The 16802-nt window shown below is 61.5% G+C and carries 14 protein-coding genes; 8 read left to right on the top strand and 6 right to left on the bottom strand.

What is annotated here, in order from left to right:
- Positions 1 to 3 precede the first annotated feature (3 nt).
- Genes BEK68_RS20570 through BEK68_RS20560 form a run of 3 tightly spaced genes read left to right on the top strand, consistent with a single transcriptional unit; the run spans position 4 to position 5122 of the window.
- Positions 4 to 2775, top strand: coding sequence for a DDE-type integrase/transposase/recombinase (locus BEK68_RS20570; RefSeq protein ID WP_249262949.1), 2772 nt, complete (start codon positions 4 to 6; stop codon positions 2773 to 2775).
- Between the two features lie 8 nt (positions 2776 to 2783).
- Complete coding sequence (locus BEK68_RS20565) at positions 2784 to 3827, top strand: AAA family ATPase (protein WP_029768891.1); 1044 nt, start codon at positions 2784 to 2786, stop codon at positions 3825 to 3827.
- Positions 3824 to 5122 (top strand): TniQ family protein, encoded by a 1299-nt coding sequence (locus BEK68_RS20560; protein WP_024541820.1) that lies wholly within the window; start codon positions 3824 to 3826, stop codon positions 5120 to 5122. The genes BEK68_RS20565 and BEK68_RS20560 overlap by 4 nt, the downstream gene beginning before the upstream one ends.
- 377 nt (positions 5123 to 5499) lie before the next feature.
- Here BEK68_RS20560 and BEK68_RS20550 read toward each other — a convergent pair whose 3' ends face one another.
- Positions 5500 to 6561 (bottom strand): SDR family oxidoreductase, encoded by a 1062-nt coding sequence (locus BEK68_RS20550; protein ID WP_024541821.1) that lies wholly within the window; start codon positions 6559 to 6561, stop codon positions 5500 to 5502.
- Between the two features lie 107 nt (positions 6562 to 6668).
- On the opposite strand from BEK68_RS20550, the gene BEK68_RS20545 reads away from it, so the two are divergent.
- Positions 6669 to 7574, top strand: coding sequence for a LysR family transcriptional regulator (locus BEK68_RS20545; RefSeq protein WP_024541822.1), 906 nt, complete (start codon positions 6669 to 6671; stop codon positions 7572 to 7574).
- A 117-nt stretch (positions 7575 to 7691) separates the two neighbouring features.
- A complete protein-coding gene (locus BEK68_RS20540) occupies positions 7692 to 8645 on the top strand; it encodes a chemotaxis protein (protein ID WP_004635059.1) in 954 nt (317 codons plus the stop codon).
- A 54-nt stretch (positions 8646 to 8699) separates the two neighbouring features.
- On the opposite strand, the gene BEK68_RS20535 is transcribed toward BEK68_RS20540, so the two are convergent.
- The 5 genes from BEK68_RS20535 to BEK68_RS20515 all read right to left on the bottom strand — a co-directional run bounded on the left by BEK68_RS20535 (position 8700) and on the right by BEK68_RS20515 (position 13726).
- Entirely contained in the window at positions 8700 to 9212 is a 513-nt protein-coding gene (locus tag BEK68_RS20535; RefSeq protein ID WP_004635056.1) for a hypothetical protein, read from the bottom strand.
- 111 nt (positions 9213 to 9323) lie between these two features.
- Positions 9324 to 10448 (bottom strand): zinc-binding metallopeptidase family protein, encoded by a 1125-nt coding sequence (locus BEK68_RS20530; RefSeq protein ID WP_024541823.1) that lies wholly within the window; start codon positions 10446 to 10448, stop codon positions 9324 to 9326.
- Between the two features lie 249 nt (positions 10449 to 10697).
- The gene (locus BEK68_RS20525) at positions 10698 to 12083 is read right to left on the bottom strand and encodes an LLM class flavin-dependent oxidoreductase (RefSeq protein ID WP_024541824.1); all 1386 of its coding nucleotides are present in this window, start codon (positions 12081 to 12083) and stop codon (positions 10698 to 10700) included.
- Between the two features lie 5 nt (positions 12084 to 12088).
- Positions 12089 to 12928 (bottom strand): hypothetical protein, encoded by an 840-nt coding sequence (locus tag BEK68_RS20520; RefSeq protein WP_024541825.1) that lies wholly within the window; start codon positions 12926 to 12928, stop codon positions 12089 to 12091.
- 153 nt (positions 12929 to 13081) lie between these two features.
- Positions 13082 to 13726, bottom strand: coding sequence for a TetR/AcrR family transcriptional regulator (locus BEK68_RS20515; RefSeq protein WP_024541826.1), 645 nt, complete (start codon positions 13724 to 13726; stop codon positions 13082 to 13084).
- A 125-nt stretch (positions 13727 to 13851) separates the two neighbouring features.
- On the opposite strand from BEK68_RS20515, the gene BEK68_RS20510 reads away from it, so the two are divergent.
- The 3 genes from BEK68_RS20510 (at position 13852) to BEK68_RS20500 (ending at position 16688) form a co-directional block, all read left to right on the top strand.
- Positions 13852 to 14283: a YybH family protein gene (locus BEK68_RS20510; protein ID WP_024541827.1), complete on the top strand. Its 432-nt coding sequence runs from the start codon at positions 13852 to 13854 to the stop codon at positions 14281 to 14283.
- Between the two features lie 98 nt (positions 14284 to 14381).
- Positions 14382 to 14813: a VOC family protein gene (locus BEK68_RS20505; protein WP_024541828.1), complete on the top strand. Its 432-nt coding sequence runs from the start codon at positions 14382 to 14384 to the stop codon at positions 14811 to 14813.
- Positions 14814 to 15239: 426 nt separating this feature from the next.
- Entirely contained in the window at positions 15240 to 16688 is a 1449-nt protein-coding gene (locus tag BEK68_RS20500; protein ID WP_024541829.1) for a DHA2 family efflux MFS transporter permease subunit, read from the top strand.
- Positions 16689 to 16802: the final 114 nt, after the last annotated feature.

Genomic DNA, 16802 nt, shown 5'->3' with positions numbered 1-16802 from the left:
TATGTGACCGATTTGTCGATTATGCCAGTTCGGCGTGACTACACGGCTTCATCAGGAAATGCTGTTTACACCGTCATGCTGGACAAGACCCAAATTACCCAATTTTTCGACCGACTAGGCACTCCGACAGCTGGTCGCAAGCTCATTTTGGATGCAAGAGTCCAAGCCCCGGTACGTGACGTGACGTCCAAGGGAGGCAATGTCATCACCATCCTGGCCAGCCGCAAAATGGGGTGCGAAATCGCCACAGAAAGCCGCCACATCGAATTTGCTGCGGCAGTCGGAATGGAGTACGACGACGGTGTGCTCGAGTTCTATTCGCAACCTTGCGAACGGCAATTCGAATTTGTCGATAAGGCGACTGGGGAAATCCATTCTCATCGACACATTCCGGACTTCCTGACTATCCGCCACGATGGTTTCACACTGGAAGAATGGAAGTCGGAAGCCACGCTCACTCGACTCGCGGAGCGATACCCATATCGCTACGCCAAGACGAGCGACGGTCTATGGCGCTCGCCCCAAATCGAAGAGCAGCTCGCGGAACTCGGTATTCGTTACCGCATCTTCAGCGATGCGTTTATTCCGCGCCGGCGCGTGGAAAATCTGCTGTATCTAGCAGATTATTTTTGCCCCACAACTGAACCGTGCTCGGCTGCTGCGGTGGCAGTGCTGCGCGAAGCCTTACAGGTGCACGGCCACCTGTCGTTCTCTGAGTTGCTTGCTGCGCCCTACGAATTGAACGCGGATATGCTCAACAAGGCTATCGCCGACAATTTAGTTGCCACGGACCTCGACCGCGAATCGCTGACGGAGAAACGGTTATTTCGTCTATATCGGGATGAGGTCCTGCGCGACTTCATGATTGCAGAGGCTGCCACAGCCGGCCCGCCCGGGCTGGCTCAATTCGCGCTCGACATCAAAGTGGGCACCGCATTTCTGTTCGAGGGGCAGGAGCTGACGGTAGTTGTGGTCGGCGAAGAAAGTGTGGTCTGCAACACGCAAGATGGAGCGAGCATTACGCTGCGTCGCGCATGGCTACTGGGCGCGCATGAAGACAAGCACATCACCGTACTCCACGGTAGCCACGCAGCCAGCCAGGAGTTGAGCCGTTACTCGCAGGAGGACTTCGAAGAGGCGCTGCGACGGCAGGCGTTGCTTGACTCATGCTCAGCCGACGGCGCTGGTTCTCCCCGCACGCGGAGACGGTGGGCGGCTCGCCAATGCGTCGCCGAGGCAAATGGCAGTAGCAAAGGCGTAGCGTTGATTCCTCGCACCAAAGCGCGTGGCAATCGCACGGTGCGACTGAGCGAACCACAATTGGCCGTACTGGCTCGGGTCATCGATGAACAGTGGCGGACCAACAAAGCCATCAATTACAAGGCGTGCCACAGATTTCTTCTGGTCGCTTGCAAAGAGGAGGCGGTAGAGCCGATTTCCTACCCGACTTTGATAAAGCACATCAAGGCATTGGAAACCAATCACGATGTCCGGGTTCGGCATGGAAAACGCATGGCTTACAAGCAGGATACGTTCGTAGATGTACTCTATTACGACACACCTGTTCACGGCAGTCGGCCGTTCCAATACGTCCACATCGACCATACTCAACTGGACATTGAACTCATTTCGAGTCGGTCGGGAAAGCCGCTCGGGCGTCCGTGGCTGACACTAGTCGTGGACGCTTGGTCGCGGCGCATTCTTGCGCTTTATCTGACCTTCGATTCGCCATCTTATGTGTCAGTCATGATGGCCATCCGGGACATGGTCCAGCGATTCCATCGATTGCCTGAATTCATTGTTGTCGACAACGGCCGTGATTTCATGTCAGCCGCGTTCCAGTCATTCCTAGAGGTAATGGGCGTCCATTTGCGTTTTCGGCCAGCAGGGCGGCCGCGCCACGGTGCTGTCCTTGAACGTATGTTCGGGCGCTTGCACACCGAATACATCCACAATTTGGCTGGCAACACCAAGGCGACGAAGAACGTGCGCGAAGTTTCCGGCTCACATCTGCCAAAGAAGCTCGCCGAATGGACGCTCGAAAGGCTCTATCGCGGCATTCAATACTGGGCCACCGAGTACTACGACCAGGAGCGCCATCCGGCGCTCGACGAATCCCCGAGGGATGCGTTCCAACGGGGCTTGCGCGAGAGCGGCGTGCGTCCGCAGCGGCAGATTCTCTTCAACCAAGCTTTCCTAATTGCGACCTGCCCACCGGTTGACCGCGGCGGTGCCCGGAAGGTCCATCGACAACGCGGTGTCAAGGTGGACGACCGGCTTTACTGGAATGACGTGTTCCGGTCCTCCAATGTCGCGGGCAAGCACCTGTCTGTCCGTTATGACCCATGGGATGCTTCTTCGGTCTACGTTCGTGTGAAAGACCAATGGCATCAAGCTGTTTGCCGGAACCTGCATGGCCTCGGGCAACTGACCGAAGCGGAGCAGAAGGCGTTGTCGGAAGAGTTTCGCCGCCGGACACATGCAAGCGCGACGGACGAACGTGCTGCTCAGCGGCTTCGCGAATTCATGCAAATTTTTACGCCTGAGGGCGCCATGGCTGTTGAGTTCGACCGCCAGGCCGAAAACAAATCGCTATACAACTTTCTGCAACTGTCGAGCGTTACGCCGGCAACGCTTCCGCATCGATTCAGCCTCATCGAGGCCTCATCAAGTGCTGTCGGTGTGCCGGCAGAACCGTGGACAACAACAAATCCGTCCGCACCGCTGCAAGAGGCTGCAGCGGGGGACGACTCCCCTGAGTTCGAGGACTTTTAAGGTTTCCTATGCAGCAACAACAACACTCTTCTCCGCTGTCGCCGGTTAAAGCGTCCGCCAGCAGTTTGTCAGGCAAGCGCATCAAACACACACGTGTTATCGACGTGATGGCTGAACTTGACACGCTGATATACCCCGGCAGCCAAGACAGCATCCTACTGGTGTGTGGCCCCACGGGTGCAGGTAAAACAACGTTGGCCAAATTTATGGTCGAGAATGCGCTCGTTCAGGCGAGCACCCAGATGGAGTCGAATGCTGGGGTCATTCCAGCAATCTACGTTGAGGCGCCCGCGTCTGGCGAGAGCGATTTCTCCTGGCGGCTTTTTTATCAGCGAATCCTGAGTCAGCTGGGCGATAACCTCGACGCCCCCAAAGTGGCATACGGCGTGGACCCGCAGTCGGGACGGCTCGTGCGCCCCCGAGGCGCCAGCGGCAATAGCCTCGCGGCGCTACGGACTGCTGTTGAGCGTGGACTGCGTGAGCGCCAAGTTCGATTCGTTGTCATCGACGAGGCGGCGCACATCATTCGTCAGACGCGTGGCAATAGCAGGTTGGAGATTCAACTGGACACGCTGAAGTCCCTCGTCAACCAGTGTGGCACCCAGATGGTCATGGTCGGCTCATATGACCTCTACCAACTCGTTTCACTATCTGGGCAATTGGCGCGACGCACTCATGTGCTGCATTTCGAGCGTTATCGGGAGGACCGACCGGAGGATGTTCGGGCATTTGAGGCCTGCATCCAGTCCTTCGAGAAAGCGTTGTCGCACCTATGGGGCGGTCAGTTGACGCGCTACTCCAATGCACTCCTTGGGAACACGCTGGGATGCGTGGGAACGCTGAGCAGCGTGCTCGCCCGTGCGGCAAGACTTTCGGAGGCCGGTGGCGGTTGGTCTGTCGAAGCCTTGAAGCGAGCTTTGCTCAATGAAGCACAGCACAAGCGAATTCTGGAGGAAATTGTTGACGGCGAGGCGGCCATCGGGCCGAGCCTCATTCGAGTAATGCCAAAACTCCAGCGTTCAAGGGCAAGTTACGATAGGCGTGCCGCATGACCACCCAATTTGTAAATCCGCGCTCTACTTTGCATGCGCTGGCGCCTATCGGAATCGGCACGCCGGAAGTCGAGAGCCTGCTGAGCTACCTGTGTCGATTGGCGGCCTCTCACGCGGTTTCCGTCACCGAGTTGTCGCGCAAGGTCGCGGGGACTATTGGGCAGGAGCTGTCCGCAAATTACAATTGGAAGCGCCTCCACCTGAGCGGCAATGGCGAAGCAGCGAGTAACTGGTCGGGGGCGCTCTCGGCGCTGACAAGTGTTGGCAACCTGGACCGGTTGACGCTGCTGCCATGGAGAGACGTCATTGCCCAGCAAAGCCTCACAACAACGTTGGCGCGTTGGTGCCCGAAATGCTTGACCGAAGACCGTGAGTCAGGCCAATCACCATACTTCCGACTGGCGTGGGAAGTCGGCTGCGTCACAACATGTCCAAGGCACCAGACGCAATTAGTTCATATCTGTCCCGACTGTGGCCGCACCGATGCGCGGCACAAGTTTGCCTACGTCGTGCCCGGGTGGTGCGCTCACTGCGGAGCATTTCTCGGTGATGTTGAACATCGCAACCCAGCTACTCCTGAGGAAATTTGGAAAGCGTCTCAGGTTGGTGAGATGGTGGCAGCTCAGGCAACGCTGGAGTCTTTGCCGACAAGGGCGCTGCTCCACGAGAGCGTAGGCGAGCTGGTCACCCGCCTGGACAACGGTAAGAGTGCGGCATTTGCTCGGCGTATCGGTCTGAGCAAGGCAACGGTGCACCATTGGCTCAAAGATGGCGGCATACCTGCGTTGCCCGCTCATCTGCGCATCGCTTCACAGGCGGGGCTGTCGCTTCACAAGCTACTGGCAGGTGACTTGGCTGGTTGGTCGCCTGCAACCGTCCCATGCCAGCAGCTGGCCATGCTGTTTCCGCGCCACGGGCAGCGTGCGCCGCGACGGACGTTGGATTGGGACCAGATACGGGTGGAACTCATGGCGATGAGGACATTGCCGGTTCCGGTGAGCGTGGCTGAGGCGGCGCGGCGCCTCGATATTGATGTGCGCTTGCTCTACCAGAACGCCAACACGGAGGCCCGCATCCTGGCCGAGCGCTGGCAGCAATATATGCGGCGCCGAGGGGAGCAGAGTTTAGAAAACGCGCGAGAGGCTATTGATGCTGCCTGCGTGGACATTGTTGACGAAGGCAAAGCTATCAATCTTCGGGAGATGAGGGCGCGAGTCCCTCAACAAGTTCTTGGCAGCGTCAGGGGCGTCATCAGCTTGCTGCGGGGCGCCAAGGAACGAATCGAGTCGAACTGAACGACTATCAAGAACTATGAAAGCCGGCCATGTGGCCGGCTTTTTTGCGCCCTGCTTCTGCAGAGCAGCAGGCAACTTTTCACGTTAACACGATTTAGCAATAAAGCAAAATGTGGCCCATCGGGTAAACAAGCATAACCTGTCCAGATGGCCACTTTATGCTTAACGGCACACATTTGTTGTTTCTCAATAAATCATCAGATGGTGGGACGTACAGGATTTGAACCTGCCTGCCTGCGTCGGTAAACCGTCGCCGCTCGACCCATGAGCTACCGTCCCGCCTTCACTATATCGGCCCTTCCTGAGGAAACCCGAGTCGGGACATCCCCCTAGCCGGATCGGCCAGTGAATCCCGCTGGCCGAGGCATCCGGATGCTCTAGCCCGGAATGATTCTGCGCTGGCGCAAGTCGTCGAAGATGCGCATGAACATCGCTTCCGTCTCCACATATTCGTGAAAGCCGAAGCGGCGCGCCTTGGAGCCGTCGCCGAACATGTCGTAGTCCCACGAGAAGACGAAATCGGCAAAGCGCCACGAAGACACATCGCGGTAGGGCGTGTTCGCCAAACCATGCCTGGCGATCATGCTCTGCCATAGAGGCTCCTTGTCGGCCATGACGGTGTCAAGCGACAAGGCCAGCGGCGGGGCGACTTCCAAGTCAAAGTACCGCGCGATCTTCGGCCACATTTCGCTCCAGCGGAACAGGTCGCCGTTGTTGATGTTGAAGGCGTGGTTGGCGCAGCGTGGGTCGGAGGCGGCCCACACGGTGGCGCGGGCGAGCAGGCCGGCGTCAGTCATTTCCAGCAGATGGTCATATGCGCCGGGTTTCCCGGGAAAGCGCAGCGGCAGGCCCAGTTCTTTCGAGATCGACGCATACATGGCAATGGCCACAGCCAGGTTCATCGGGGTGCCGAGCGCAAAGCCGCCCACCACTGATGGGCGGATTGCCGACCATGTCCATGCCTTGCCCAACTGGCGCGCTTCCAGCAAGGTCTGCTGATCGAACATGAATTCGGGCGGCATGAAGTGCGCATCGGTTTCGCGCGCGGGCGTTTTGAACGGCCCGAGGTGGCCGCCGTAGACTTTGTAGCCCTGCATTAGGCTGATGTGCACGAGGTTGGACGATGCGGCTTCGATGGCGTCGACCACGTTGGTCAGCATGGTGAGGTTGGGCGGCACCAGCTCAGCCCAGGTCGCACGGTCCTGATAGGCGGCGTAGAAGAGGTGGGTGACGCTGTCGAGTGCGCCGAGCTTGATGCGCGTGTCGGCCGCGTCGAGCAGGTCGACGGCGATGTGCTGGATGCGCTCTGTCGATGCTCCACCGCGACGCGACAGGCCCACGATGCGCCAGTCGTCCAATGTGGCGAGGTACTCGATCAGGTTGCGGCCGATCACGCCCTGCGCGCCCACGACGAGCGCAACTTTGTCCTGTGCAGTCATGTTGGAGTTGGGTTGAAGTACGAATCAGCAATGACCACCAGTATGAGAACGCTCGGATCTGTGCGATAGACTGCCTGTAAGAACAACATCTATGAATTGAAATCACAATGTCGCGGCTCGATGTCAATCGCTTTGGCGAGATGGAAGTCTTTGTTCGGGTCGTGGAGGAGGGCGGCTTCTCTGCTGCGGCGCGCGCTTGCCGGATGACGCCGTCGGCGGTGAGCAAGCTGGTGGCACGGCTGGAGGCTCGCCTCGTTGCGCGGTTGGTAAACCGATCCACGCGGCGCTTCCAACTCACGCCCGAGGGCACGGCGTTCTATGAACGCAGCGTGACGGTGCTGGCCGATCTGGACGAGGCGGAGCGCGCGGCTTCCGCCGGTGCACAGCCCGCAGGGCGGTTGCGCATCAATTCAAATGTGCCAGTCGGCACGCACTTGCTGCTGCCGATCGTGCCGGCGTTTCTGGCGTGCCATCCGGAGGTGTCGCTCGACATTGCGCTCACGGATCGAGTGGTCGATCTGCTGGAAGACCGCACCGATGTTGCGCTGCGCAGTGGCCCGCTGAAGAGTTCACGTCTGGTGGCGCGCAAGCTGGGACACACGCGCTTGATGGTGGTCGCGTCGCCGGCCTATCTGGCGCGCGCCGGGACGCCACGCACGCCGGCTGATTTAACGAACCACAACTGCCTGGCGTTCAGCTATGTGCGGGCAATGAATGCCTGGCCCTTTATCAAGCGCGGTCGCCGTACCGAGTTCATACCGCAGGGCAACACGCAGATCAGCGATGGCGAGGCGCTGCGTGCCGTGGCGGTTGCCGGGCTGGGCTTGGCGCGCCTGGCCGAGTTTCAGGTGCGCGCCGATCTGGAGGCGGGTCGACTCGTTCCCGTCCTGGAGGATTACAACCCCGGCGAGGCCGAAGACATCCACGCCGTCTATGTTGGCCAGGGCGCGCATCTGCCGGCGCGCGTGCGGGCGTTTCTGGATTTCCTGGTCGCCCATGTGAAGATTGCCTAGGCGGCTTTTCCCCCACGCTGGAAGGGCGCGGCCTTCACATTCGCAAAACGCCTTCAAGTTGCCTAACGCCCTGCCGTTTACCGCCACATAACGTGTGCATGAACGGGGGAAGACGCGATGTCACAGCATTCGCAGCACGAAGTCGATGAACGGACCAATCTGACGAACAACAACCGCTTTGAGCTGCTGCTGTTCCGCCTGGGCGAATCTGCGCGCTCCAATCAGCGCGAGATGTTCGGCATTAACGTGTTCAAGGTGCGCGAGATCATGGTCATGCCGCCTGTAACGCATGTGGCGGACGCCGGCGCCCATATCCTGGGTGCGGTCAATGTGCGCGGCCAGATCATTCCCGTGATCGACCTCGCCAGCGTGATCGGCACCAAGAACGGTAACGCCAACATCCTGCTGATTACCGAATACGCGCGTACCACCCAAGGCTTTGCGGTGGAAGAAGTGGACGAAATCGTGCGCCTGGAATGGAGCCAGATCTTCCCGGCCGAGGCGAGCGTGGGCAGCAGCAATATCACCAGCCTGGCGCGCCTGGACGGCAACGCTGATAACTCGCGTCTGGCGCAGGTGATCGACGTCGAACAGATTCTGGTGGACGTGTTCCCGACCCGCCGCACCGATCTGGCGCCCGACAATGACGAGCGCCCGATCAAGCTGCCGCCGGGTGCCAAGCTGCTGGTGGCGGATGACTCGGGCCTCGCGCGCTCGCTGATCGCCAACGGCCTGGAGGCGATGGGCACGCCGTACGTCATGACCAAGAGCGGCCAGGAAGCCTGGGATACGCTGCAGAACATCGCACGCGATGCCGCCCGCGAAGGCAAGACCGTGCGCGACAAGATTGCGCTGGTGTTGACCGATCTGGAAATGCCCGAGATGGACGGATTCACGCTCACCCGCAAGATCAAAACCGAGCCGGCGTTCCAGTCGATTCCGGTGGTGATTCACTCGTCGCTGTCGGGCTCGGCCAATGAAGACCACGTGCGCCGCGTCGGCGCCAACGGCTACGTGGCCAAGTTCGAAGCCAACGAGCTCGCGCAGGCTATTGCTTCTGCGCTGGGTTAAGCACTGAGCCAGGCATGGGGCCGGGCGACGTGCAATGCGTCGCCGGGCTCTGTATTACTTGCGGCTGTGGTGGTCCCCGCCAAGCGGGTCGACGACGATCATGGTGCGATCGAGCACGCCGTTGTCGTCAAACAGGGCGTTGAAGTGCGCCTGCTGAGTCCCGGCGACGTACATCCGGTATGACCACGCCTCCCTCTTCATCAGCGGGTAGTACTGCGTCGGCTCTTTCGGTGTGCCGAAGCGCTCGAGCACATCGCGTTTGGTCCACACACCCGGGCGCGCCTCGTAGATTTCCTTTTCCGTCAGCATTTGCCGATAGTTGGTGAGCTTGCCGTTGGCGTCAAAATCGGCGGCATACACCTCGTGCCCGAGCGGCTGCTTGGAGTAAATCCAGCGGTGCGTGCCATCCGCAAGCTGATAGGTCTCGGTGGGTGCGCCAAAGGTTTCTCGCACAGCACTTTCCGGCTGGCCGATCATCTTTTGCGCTGTCTGCACAGGGTTGAGCGAGGCACACGCGCAAAGGGCGAGTGCCGTCAGGCTGATCCATCTGCTGAGTCGTTTTGGCATGGCGTTCTCCGGGGGGATGCTGGGATTGACCTTACGGATGGTAAACCGCGCGGCCGCCCGAAATATTCCATCGATCCAAACTGGCGCCTGTGCCGCACAACATTGGTGCGATCAACCGGGTTTCTGGGCGGAGGCAGCGATGACGCGGTGCACGAAACGCAGCTTGTCGATCACGGGGGATGCCAGCGTGAATGGGTAGCCATCGGGCTGACCCAAGCTGCGATTGAGGCTGTTGAGCACGTAGGTGAGCGGAAACCAGCGGCTCATCAGGTTGTTGAAGCTGGCTTCTTCCACTGGGGTCTGGTCGGTCAGTTCGGGCTCTTGTGGATGGTCGGGCAGCAATGCCAGGCCGTATGACACGGCGGTGTCCAGCGCGTCGACCATGTGCAGGTAGTGCGCCCAGGTTTCGGCCCAGTCTTCCCATGGGTGCATGGTGGCGTAGGCGCTGATGTAGTGCTGTGCCCAGTCCGCCGGCGGGCCATTGTCGTAATAGGTCTTGAGGGCGTCGGCATAGCTCGCGCGGTCATCGCCAAAGCGCTCGCGGAACGCGGCTTCCCACATCGGCTTGCCGGCAATCAGGCGGTCGAAGAAGTAATGCCCGGATTCGTGGCGGAAGTGGCCAAGCAGCGTGCGATAGGGCTCGCGCAGCTCGGTACGGGCTTTTTCGCGCGCGGCATCGTCGGCTTCGGCAATGTTGAGCGTGATGCGGCCGTGGTTGTGGCCGGTCATGACGGGCGCGCTGTCTTCCTTGCTTGCGAGAAACGCGAACTTCAACCCCGTCTCGGGGTTCTCCTGCCGCGATTCCAGTGGCAGGCCCAGCTTCATGAGCGTATAGAGCAGTCGGCGCTTGGCCACCTCCATCTTGTACCAATAGAACCGGTTTTCCGGCACGGTCAGGTCGGGGATCGTTTCGGTGAACTGGCAGGCGCGACACAGCGTGTCGGGCGAATCGGCCGGGATCATCCAGTTGCAGACGTTTTCGACCGCGTAGTTGTGGCATTGGCGGTAGCGCTGGGCTTGTGCCTCGGGGTGAAGGCTGCGCCAGCGCTTGTCCGTGGCCTTTGCTGTCTCCACCGTCTCCCCCGTCTCCGCTGTCTCAGTGGGCTCGTCGGCAGGTTCAAATGCGCTGATCTCGCCCACGTCAGGCAGGTAGCCGAGCAGGGCGTTGCAGCGCTCGCACAAGACGTTTTCAAAGAAGACGAGTTGCTGGCAACGGTTGCAGTGGAACGTTTTCATGGCGGTCCAAGAGCAGGGCAAGGGCTGGCTTTCGGGGTGCTTCCCAACCAGGATGGTGGCGTGGCGGCGGACAGCTTTCCAGCAAGCGTTGTACCGCATTGGCGTGTCATACGCACGGCCGTGCGCTGTACCGGCTCGGCCATCAATGCCCGTATCCCGGCGCACAGCGAATCCGCCTCATGGGTCCATCGCACCGCGCTGTGCGTGGAAGCGCGATCAACAGATGCTGCGGACGCCCACGACCAGCGCTTAGGGGTGGCCCACCAGCTCCTGTGCGGGTTGCCGCCGCCGTTGCGCGCCCGGGTGGGCGTCCGGCAGACGGTCGGTACCAAACAGCTTGCGACGCAAGGTGCCCAGTGCATACGCGGTCTTGTAGACACCGCGGTTCTGCAGCTCCGGCACCACTAGGTCGATAAAGTCCGCATAGCTTTCCGGCGTGACCGTGCGCGCCAGGTTGAAGCCGTCGATGTCGGTCACATCCATCCACTGCTGCAAAGCGTCCGCAACCTGCTGTGGGTCGCCGACGATGGTGGCGTAGCGGCCCCCCAGCGCGAGTTGATCGAGCAGACGCCGCACGGTGAACTGCGTGTCGCCGCCGGTGGCGCGGCGGATGGATGACTCGATCGCATTCGTCTTCACCGCACGCAGCGGATCGTCCAACGCATAGGTCGAATAGTCGACGCCGGAGCCCGCCGAGAAATGCGCAAGACCGGCTTCCGCGCTGGCATAGTGTTGGTATTCGGCGAGTTTTTCGCGTGCAAGTTTTTCCGTCTTGTCGACCACGACGGTGATGCCCATGAAGACTTTGACGTCATCCGCCCGGCGCCCGGCCTGCACGGCAGCCTGACGGAACTGCGCCACCTGATCGCGCGTGGCCGATTGGCTCTGGCCCGACAGGAACACGCACTCCGCATGCTGCCCGGCAAAGGTCTGCCCGCGCGCGGACGAGCCCGCCTGAAACAGCACCGGCGTGCGTTGCGGAGACGGCTCGCTCAGGTGGTAGCCCTCCACGTCGTAATAGCGGCCGTGATGCCGGATGCGGTGCACCTTGTCGGGCCGTGCAAACACGCGTGCAGCGCGATCGCGCAGCACCGCATCGTCTTCCCAACTGCCTTCCCACAGTTGGTAGAGCACATCGAGAAACTCGTCGGCGCGGTCGTAACGCTCGTCGTGTGCAATCTGCTCGCGCAGGCCCATGGCGCGCGCAGCGCTGTCCAGATAGCCCGTGACGATGTTCCAGCCGACCCGGCCGTCGGTCAGGTGGTCGAGCGTGGAGAAGCGCCGCGCAAACAGGTACGGCGCCTCATAGGTCAGGTTGACGGTCAGGCCAAAGCCGAGATGTTCCGTCACGCCAGCCATGGCGGACACCAGCATCAACGGATCATTCACCGGCAGTTGGATCGACTCGCGCAGCGTCAGGTCGGCAGACTGCTGGTAGACGTCGTACACGCCCACGATATCGGCGATGAACAGACCGTCGAACAAGCCGCGTTCCAGCAGCTTGGCGAGGTCGGTCCAATAGCTGAGCTTGCGGTAGTCGGCCGACGTGTCGCGCGGATGGGTCCACAGCCCGTGGTTGATGTGGCCCACACAGTTCATGTTGAACGCGTTGAGCAGGATCGGTTTCTTGGACATCGCAGTCAGCTGGCGAGGCTGGTGAGGGCGGGCAGGGTGTCGGCGGGGCGTTGCAGCAATACGCCCAGAATCTCGCGCCGCCATGCGTCGTACAGCGGTACGTAGTTGCGCGTGTCGATGCCGGCTGCGCGTTCGTTCAGCGCCCACGATTCGCGCAGGTAATCACCGAGCAGCACTTGCAGCCTGTCGTCGGCTTCCAGCACTTCGCCTACGAGCTGTTCGCGCTCGCCATCCGACGCGGCGTCGAGCCGGTCGTGCCACCACTCGGTGATGAGGATGCGGTGCACCTCCTCGTCCGGCATGATGCGGTTCTCGGCAAAGTCGCGGTTGGCTACATCGAGCACGCGCGACGTGCGCCGGTTGACCTGCAGCCGCGCGAGGATGTGATGCTCGTAGTGGAATTCCCACGCCAGAAACGCGGCCTGGCTTGTCAGCGGGTAGTCGCCAAGGACATCCCAGTGGTGGCGCACATCCCGCGTGATGCGTTCGATCTGGTCATGTCCGGACAGCACGCGAATGCGCTCGCGCGAGGCCACTGCGTGAAAGCCGTCATCGCCGATCTGGCGCGACAGCGCGAGCTGAAAGTCGGGCGTGTCGCGAAACAGCCGGTCCAATCCCGCGCTCGCCAGTTGCACGATGAACAGGTCGTGCGCGGCGTTCCACACTGCGTAGTCGATCACGCCTTCCAGTTCTTCCGCCGTCTGTGCGTCGCGCGGCGGTTCCGTGCGCGCCGGCGGCAGGTGCGGCGCATGCACGGCGGCAACGCGGTCGAACAGGTCTTTTTCCAGCGCCGCGCCGTAGCGCGTGTGGGCGGTGGCTGTCGTTTCGAGATGGGCTTGGGTCATGCTGACATCCTCGTCGCGGAGGGTCACTCCGGTTGATGGGGCATGCACGGCCGGGTGAGCGGGTGCAGCGAGGCTGTCATCGTTGCATTGAAGCTTGCGCTGGCAAACGAAGCGTTGCGCATGTCGTCAGACGCTGCACGCACATGGCGCGCTTTAGAGGCCGTTCTCCACCATTTCGACCACGCGCAGGGCGATGGCGCCGGTTTGCTCCGGCGGGCGGCTGCGCAGGGGCCCGTCGATGATGAGCAGCGCCAGCCCATGCACGGCAGACCAGGCGAGGTATTCGGCCCCGGGGCGGCGCTCGGCGGGCAAGACGCCTGCGGCGGTCATGCGATCCAGCGCGAGGCTCAACAACTGAAACGGGTTGAGTCCGCTATCGCCTGCCTTGGCTGGGTCGGCGTCGTTTTCCACCTCATCGGGCACGGCGAAGGCGGTGCGGAACAAGCCGGTCTCCATTTGCGCAAAACGCAGGTAACCCACACCGATGGCGCGCAGTGAAGCACGTGCTTGCGCGTCTGCCGGCCAGGTTGGGTCGATGGCATTCAGCTCGGCCTCCATGGCGCGGGCCAGCGCCGCGAGTGACGCTGCGCGTACCGCCTGCAGCAAATCGAGCCGCCCCGCGAAGTGACGATAGGCGGCATTTGGCGCGACACCTGCGCGGCGGGTGGCCTCGCGCAACACGATGGCCTCCGGCCCGCCGGCACGTGCCAGCTCAATGCCTGCGTCAAGCAGCGCGCGCCGCAAGTCGCCATGGCGATACGTTGCGCGCACGGGCGGGCGGGGTGGTTCCTGGGTCATGCGATGAAACTCCGCAAAAGCGATGTGGACACTGTTCATTATGTCTGCTATCGTTTGTGGACAGTGTTCACAAATCAACACTAGGCGCTGCCCCGCAGGATGCCAAGCACTTTCAGGAGGTCGATATGACAAACGCAAGCGATGCCGCGGGTGATGCATCGCAGCTGCGCAGCCTGATTGAGGCGTGGGCAGAAGCCGTTCGCGCCAAGGACATCGATGCCGTAATGCGTCACTACGCGCCGGATGTGGTGGTCTTTGACGTCATGCCGCCGTTGTTTGTCAAAGGCGCAGAGGCGTATCGCCGTAACTGGCAGGGTTGGTTCGATGCGCTGGATGGCCAGGCGGATTTCCAGTTCGTTGAATTGCACCTCGAGGTGAGCGGCGATCTGGCCTATTGCTTCAGCGTGAACCGTCTGCGTGCGCGGTATCGAGACGGTGCAAAGCACGATGCGCAAACGCGCGCCACCGTGTGCTTTCGCAAGATCGATGGGCGCTGGCTGGTGGTTCATGAACACGCCTCGGTTCCCATGCCGGTACCCGAGACTGCGTGCAGTTGAGTTCATCGACCAAGCTAAGAAGCGCTTTCCCCCCACCGCGTGAGGACGTAGCCAGCGCGCGGTATTGCAGTCCCCCAAGTCCACCTCAAGGAGTTGTGATGCAAGTTCAACCGTATCTGTTCTTCGAAGGTCGTTGTGAAGAGGCGCTGGAGTTCTACAAGAAGACGCTCAGCGCCAAGGTCGATGTGGTGATGCACTACAAGGATGCGCCCAAGGACGCGCAGCCCACTGCCGAGCAATGTGGCGGCATGGCGCCCCCGCTCGACAAGGTGATGCACGCCGCCTTCCGCGTGGGCGAAACCCAGATCCTGGCATCTGACGGCATGGCCGGCGGCAAACCGGATTTCAAGGGTTTCGGGTTGTCCGTGAGCGTGGCCGACAACGCCGCTGCCGAGCGTACCTTCAAGGCACTCGGCGACGGCGGCCACGTCACGATGCCGATGTCCGAAACGTTTTTCGCCCACGCGTTCGGCATGGTGACCGATCGTTTTGGCATCACGTGGATGGTGATCGCACCCAAGCCGATGTAATGGGCGTGCGTGTGAAAACGGCCGCCGCACGGTGGCCGTTCTACGCAAACTCGTAGTCGGCCTGCCTTGGCGCAGGGCCGTGGCCCGGTGCTAGACTGCGCGGTCACCGGGGCCTTACCAATATCAACGAAACCACCCCCTGGGTGACGGTCGGCTGTTCTCGCCGCGACCCTTTGCATGGCCTGCGCAAAGGCGTCTATTCACCTGCTGCCCCTCTGTTGGAGCGTTCTTCATGCTGAAGATCATTGCGATCGTCATCGTCGTCGCGATTGTTGCTGTGTTGGGCACATCGCCAAGCTGACGGGCGTTTTTTCAGTATGGACGCGATGATCGGCGAGGACTTTGAAGCCGGTCTCGCCAACCTCAAATCGGCTGCGCAATCCTGAGCGACATCCGGGCGCAGCAGCCAAGCATAGGAGTGATTCCATGACGCATGGCATTGACGAACGCAAGCGTTGGCTTGCCCTCATCGTGCTCTGCCTGGGCGTGCTGATGATCGTGCTGGATACGACGATCGTGAACGTTGCGCTGCCGTCCATCCAGGCAGACCTGGGCTTTACCGAAACCTCGCTCGTATGGGTGGTCAACGCCTACATGCTCACGTTTGGCGGCTGCCTGTTGCTCGGCGGGCGATTAGGTGATCTGTTCGGGCATCGCAAGCTGTTCCTGCTGGGGCTTACGCTGTTCACGCTGGCATCGGCCGCATGTGGGCTGGCGAATTCGCAAGGGCTGCTGATTACCGCGCGCGCCGTGCAGGGCCTGGGCGGCGCGGTGGTGTCGGCGGTGTCGCTGTCGCTGATCATGAATCTGTTCACTTCGCCGGCGGATCGCGCCAAGGCAATGGGCATCTACGGCTTTGTCTGTGCGGGCGGCGGCAGCATCGGCGTATTGCTTGGTGGCCTGCTGACGAGCACGCTGAGCTGGCACTGGATCTTCCTGGTCAACCTGCCGATTGGCGTGGCGGTGTATGCCGCCTGCGTGGCGTTGCTGCCGGTGGGCAAGTCGTTGGCCGATCGCACGAAACTGGATGTGGCGGGCGCGATTGCCGTGACCGCGTCGCTGATGCTGGCGGTGTACGCGGTCGTGCATGGCAACGAAGCCGGCTGGACGTCCACGCAAACGCTGACGCAACTGGGCATTGCCATCGCGTTGATGATCGCGTTCCTGGTCATCGAATCGCGCGTGTCGCATCCTCTGATGCCGCTGCATATGTTCGCGCTGCGCAACGTGGCCACGGCCAACGTGGTGGGCGTGCTGTGGGCGGCGGCGATGTTCGCGTGGTTTTTCATCTCGGCGCTGTACATGCAGCGTGTGCTCGACTACAGCGCCATGCAGGTCGGGCTAGCATTCCTGCCGGCCAACATCATCATGGCGGTGTTTTCGCTGGGCTTGTCGGCCAAGCTGGTGATGCGCTTTGGCATTCGCGCGCCGCTGTCGGTGGGTTTGCTGGTGGCCGCTGTGGGGCTGGTGCTGTTTGCCCGGGCGCCTGCCGGCGGCAGCTTTGTACTCGACGTGCTGCCGGGCATGTTGTTGCTCGGCCTGGGCGCCGGTGTGGCGTTCAACCCGGTGCTGCTGGCCGCCATGAGCGATGTGGCGCCGGATGAATCCGGCCTGGCGTCGGGCGTGGTCAACACGTCGTTCATGATGGGCGGTGCGTTGGGCCTGGCCATCCTGGCAAGTCTGGCTGCCGGGCGCACCGAAGGTCTGGCGGCGGCAGGGGCCGATGCCACGACCGCGCTGAATGGCGGCTATCACCTCGCGTTCCTGCTGGGGGCGGTTGCAGCGTTGCTCGGCTCGGTGCTGGCGGGCGTGTTCGTGCGCACGCGCACGCACGGAGCGGCGCAGGGCGAAGCATCGTCGGCAGCGCCAATCTGAGCCACCGAGAAAGGACCCGAGGAAAAGAGCACACCGCATGTCTCACACGAGGCATGCGGCGAAACCCGTTATTGACCGACCGGTCGGACGGTTTATAATCGATCCATCCAAAAC

Source organism: Ralstonia pickettii, assembly GCF_001699815.1.
In the GTDB taxonomy this organism is placed as follows: domain Bacteria; phylum Pseudomonadota; class Gammaproteobacteria; order Burkholderiales; family Burkholderiaceae; genus Ralstonia; species Ralstonia thomasii.
Note: the sequence above shows the minus strand (reverse complement) of the source record. Positions and strands in the feature narration are given on the sequence as shown.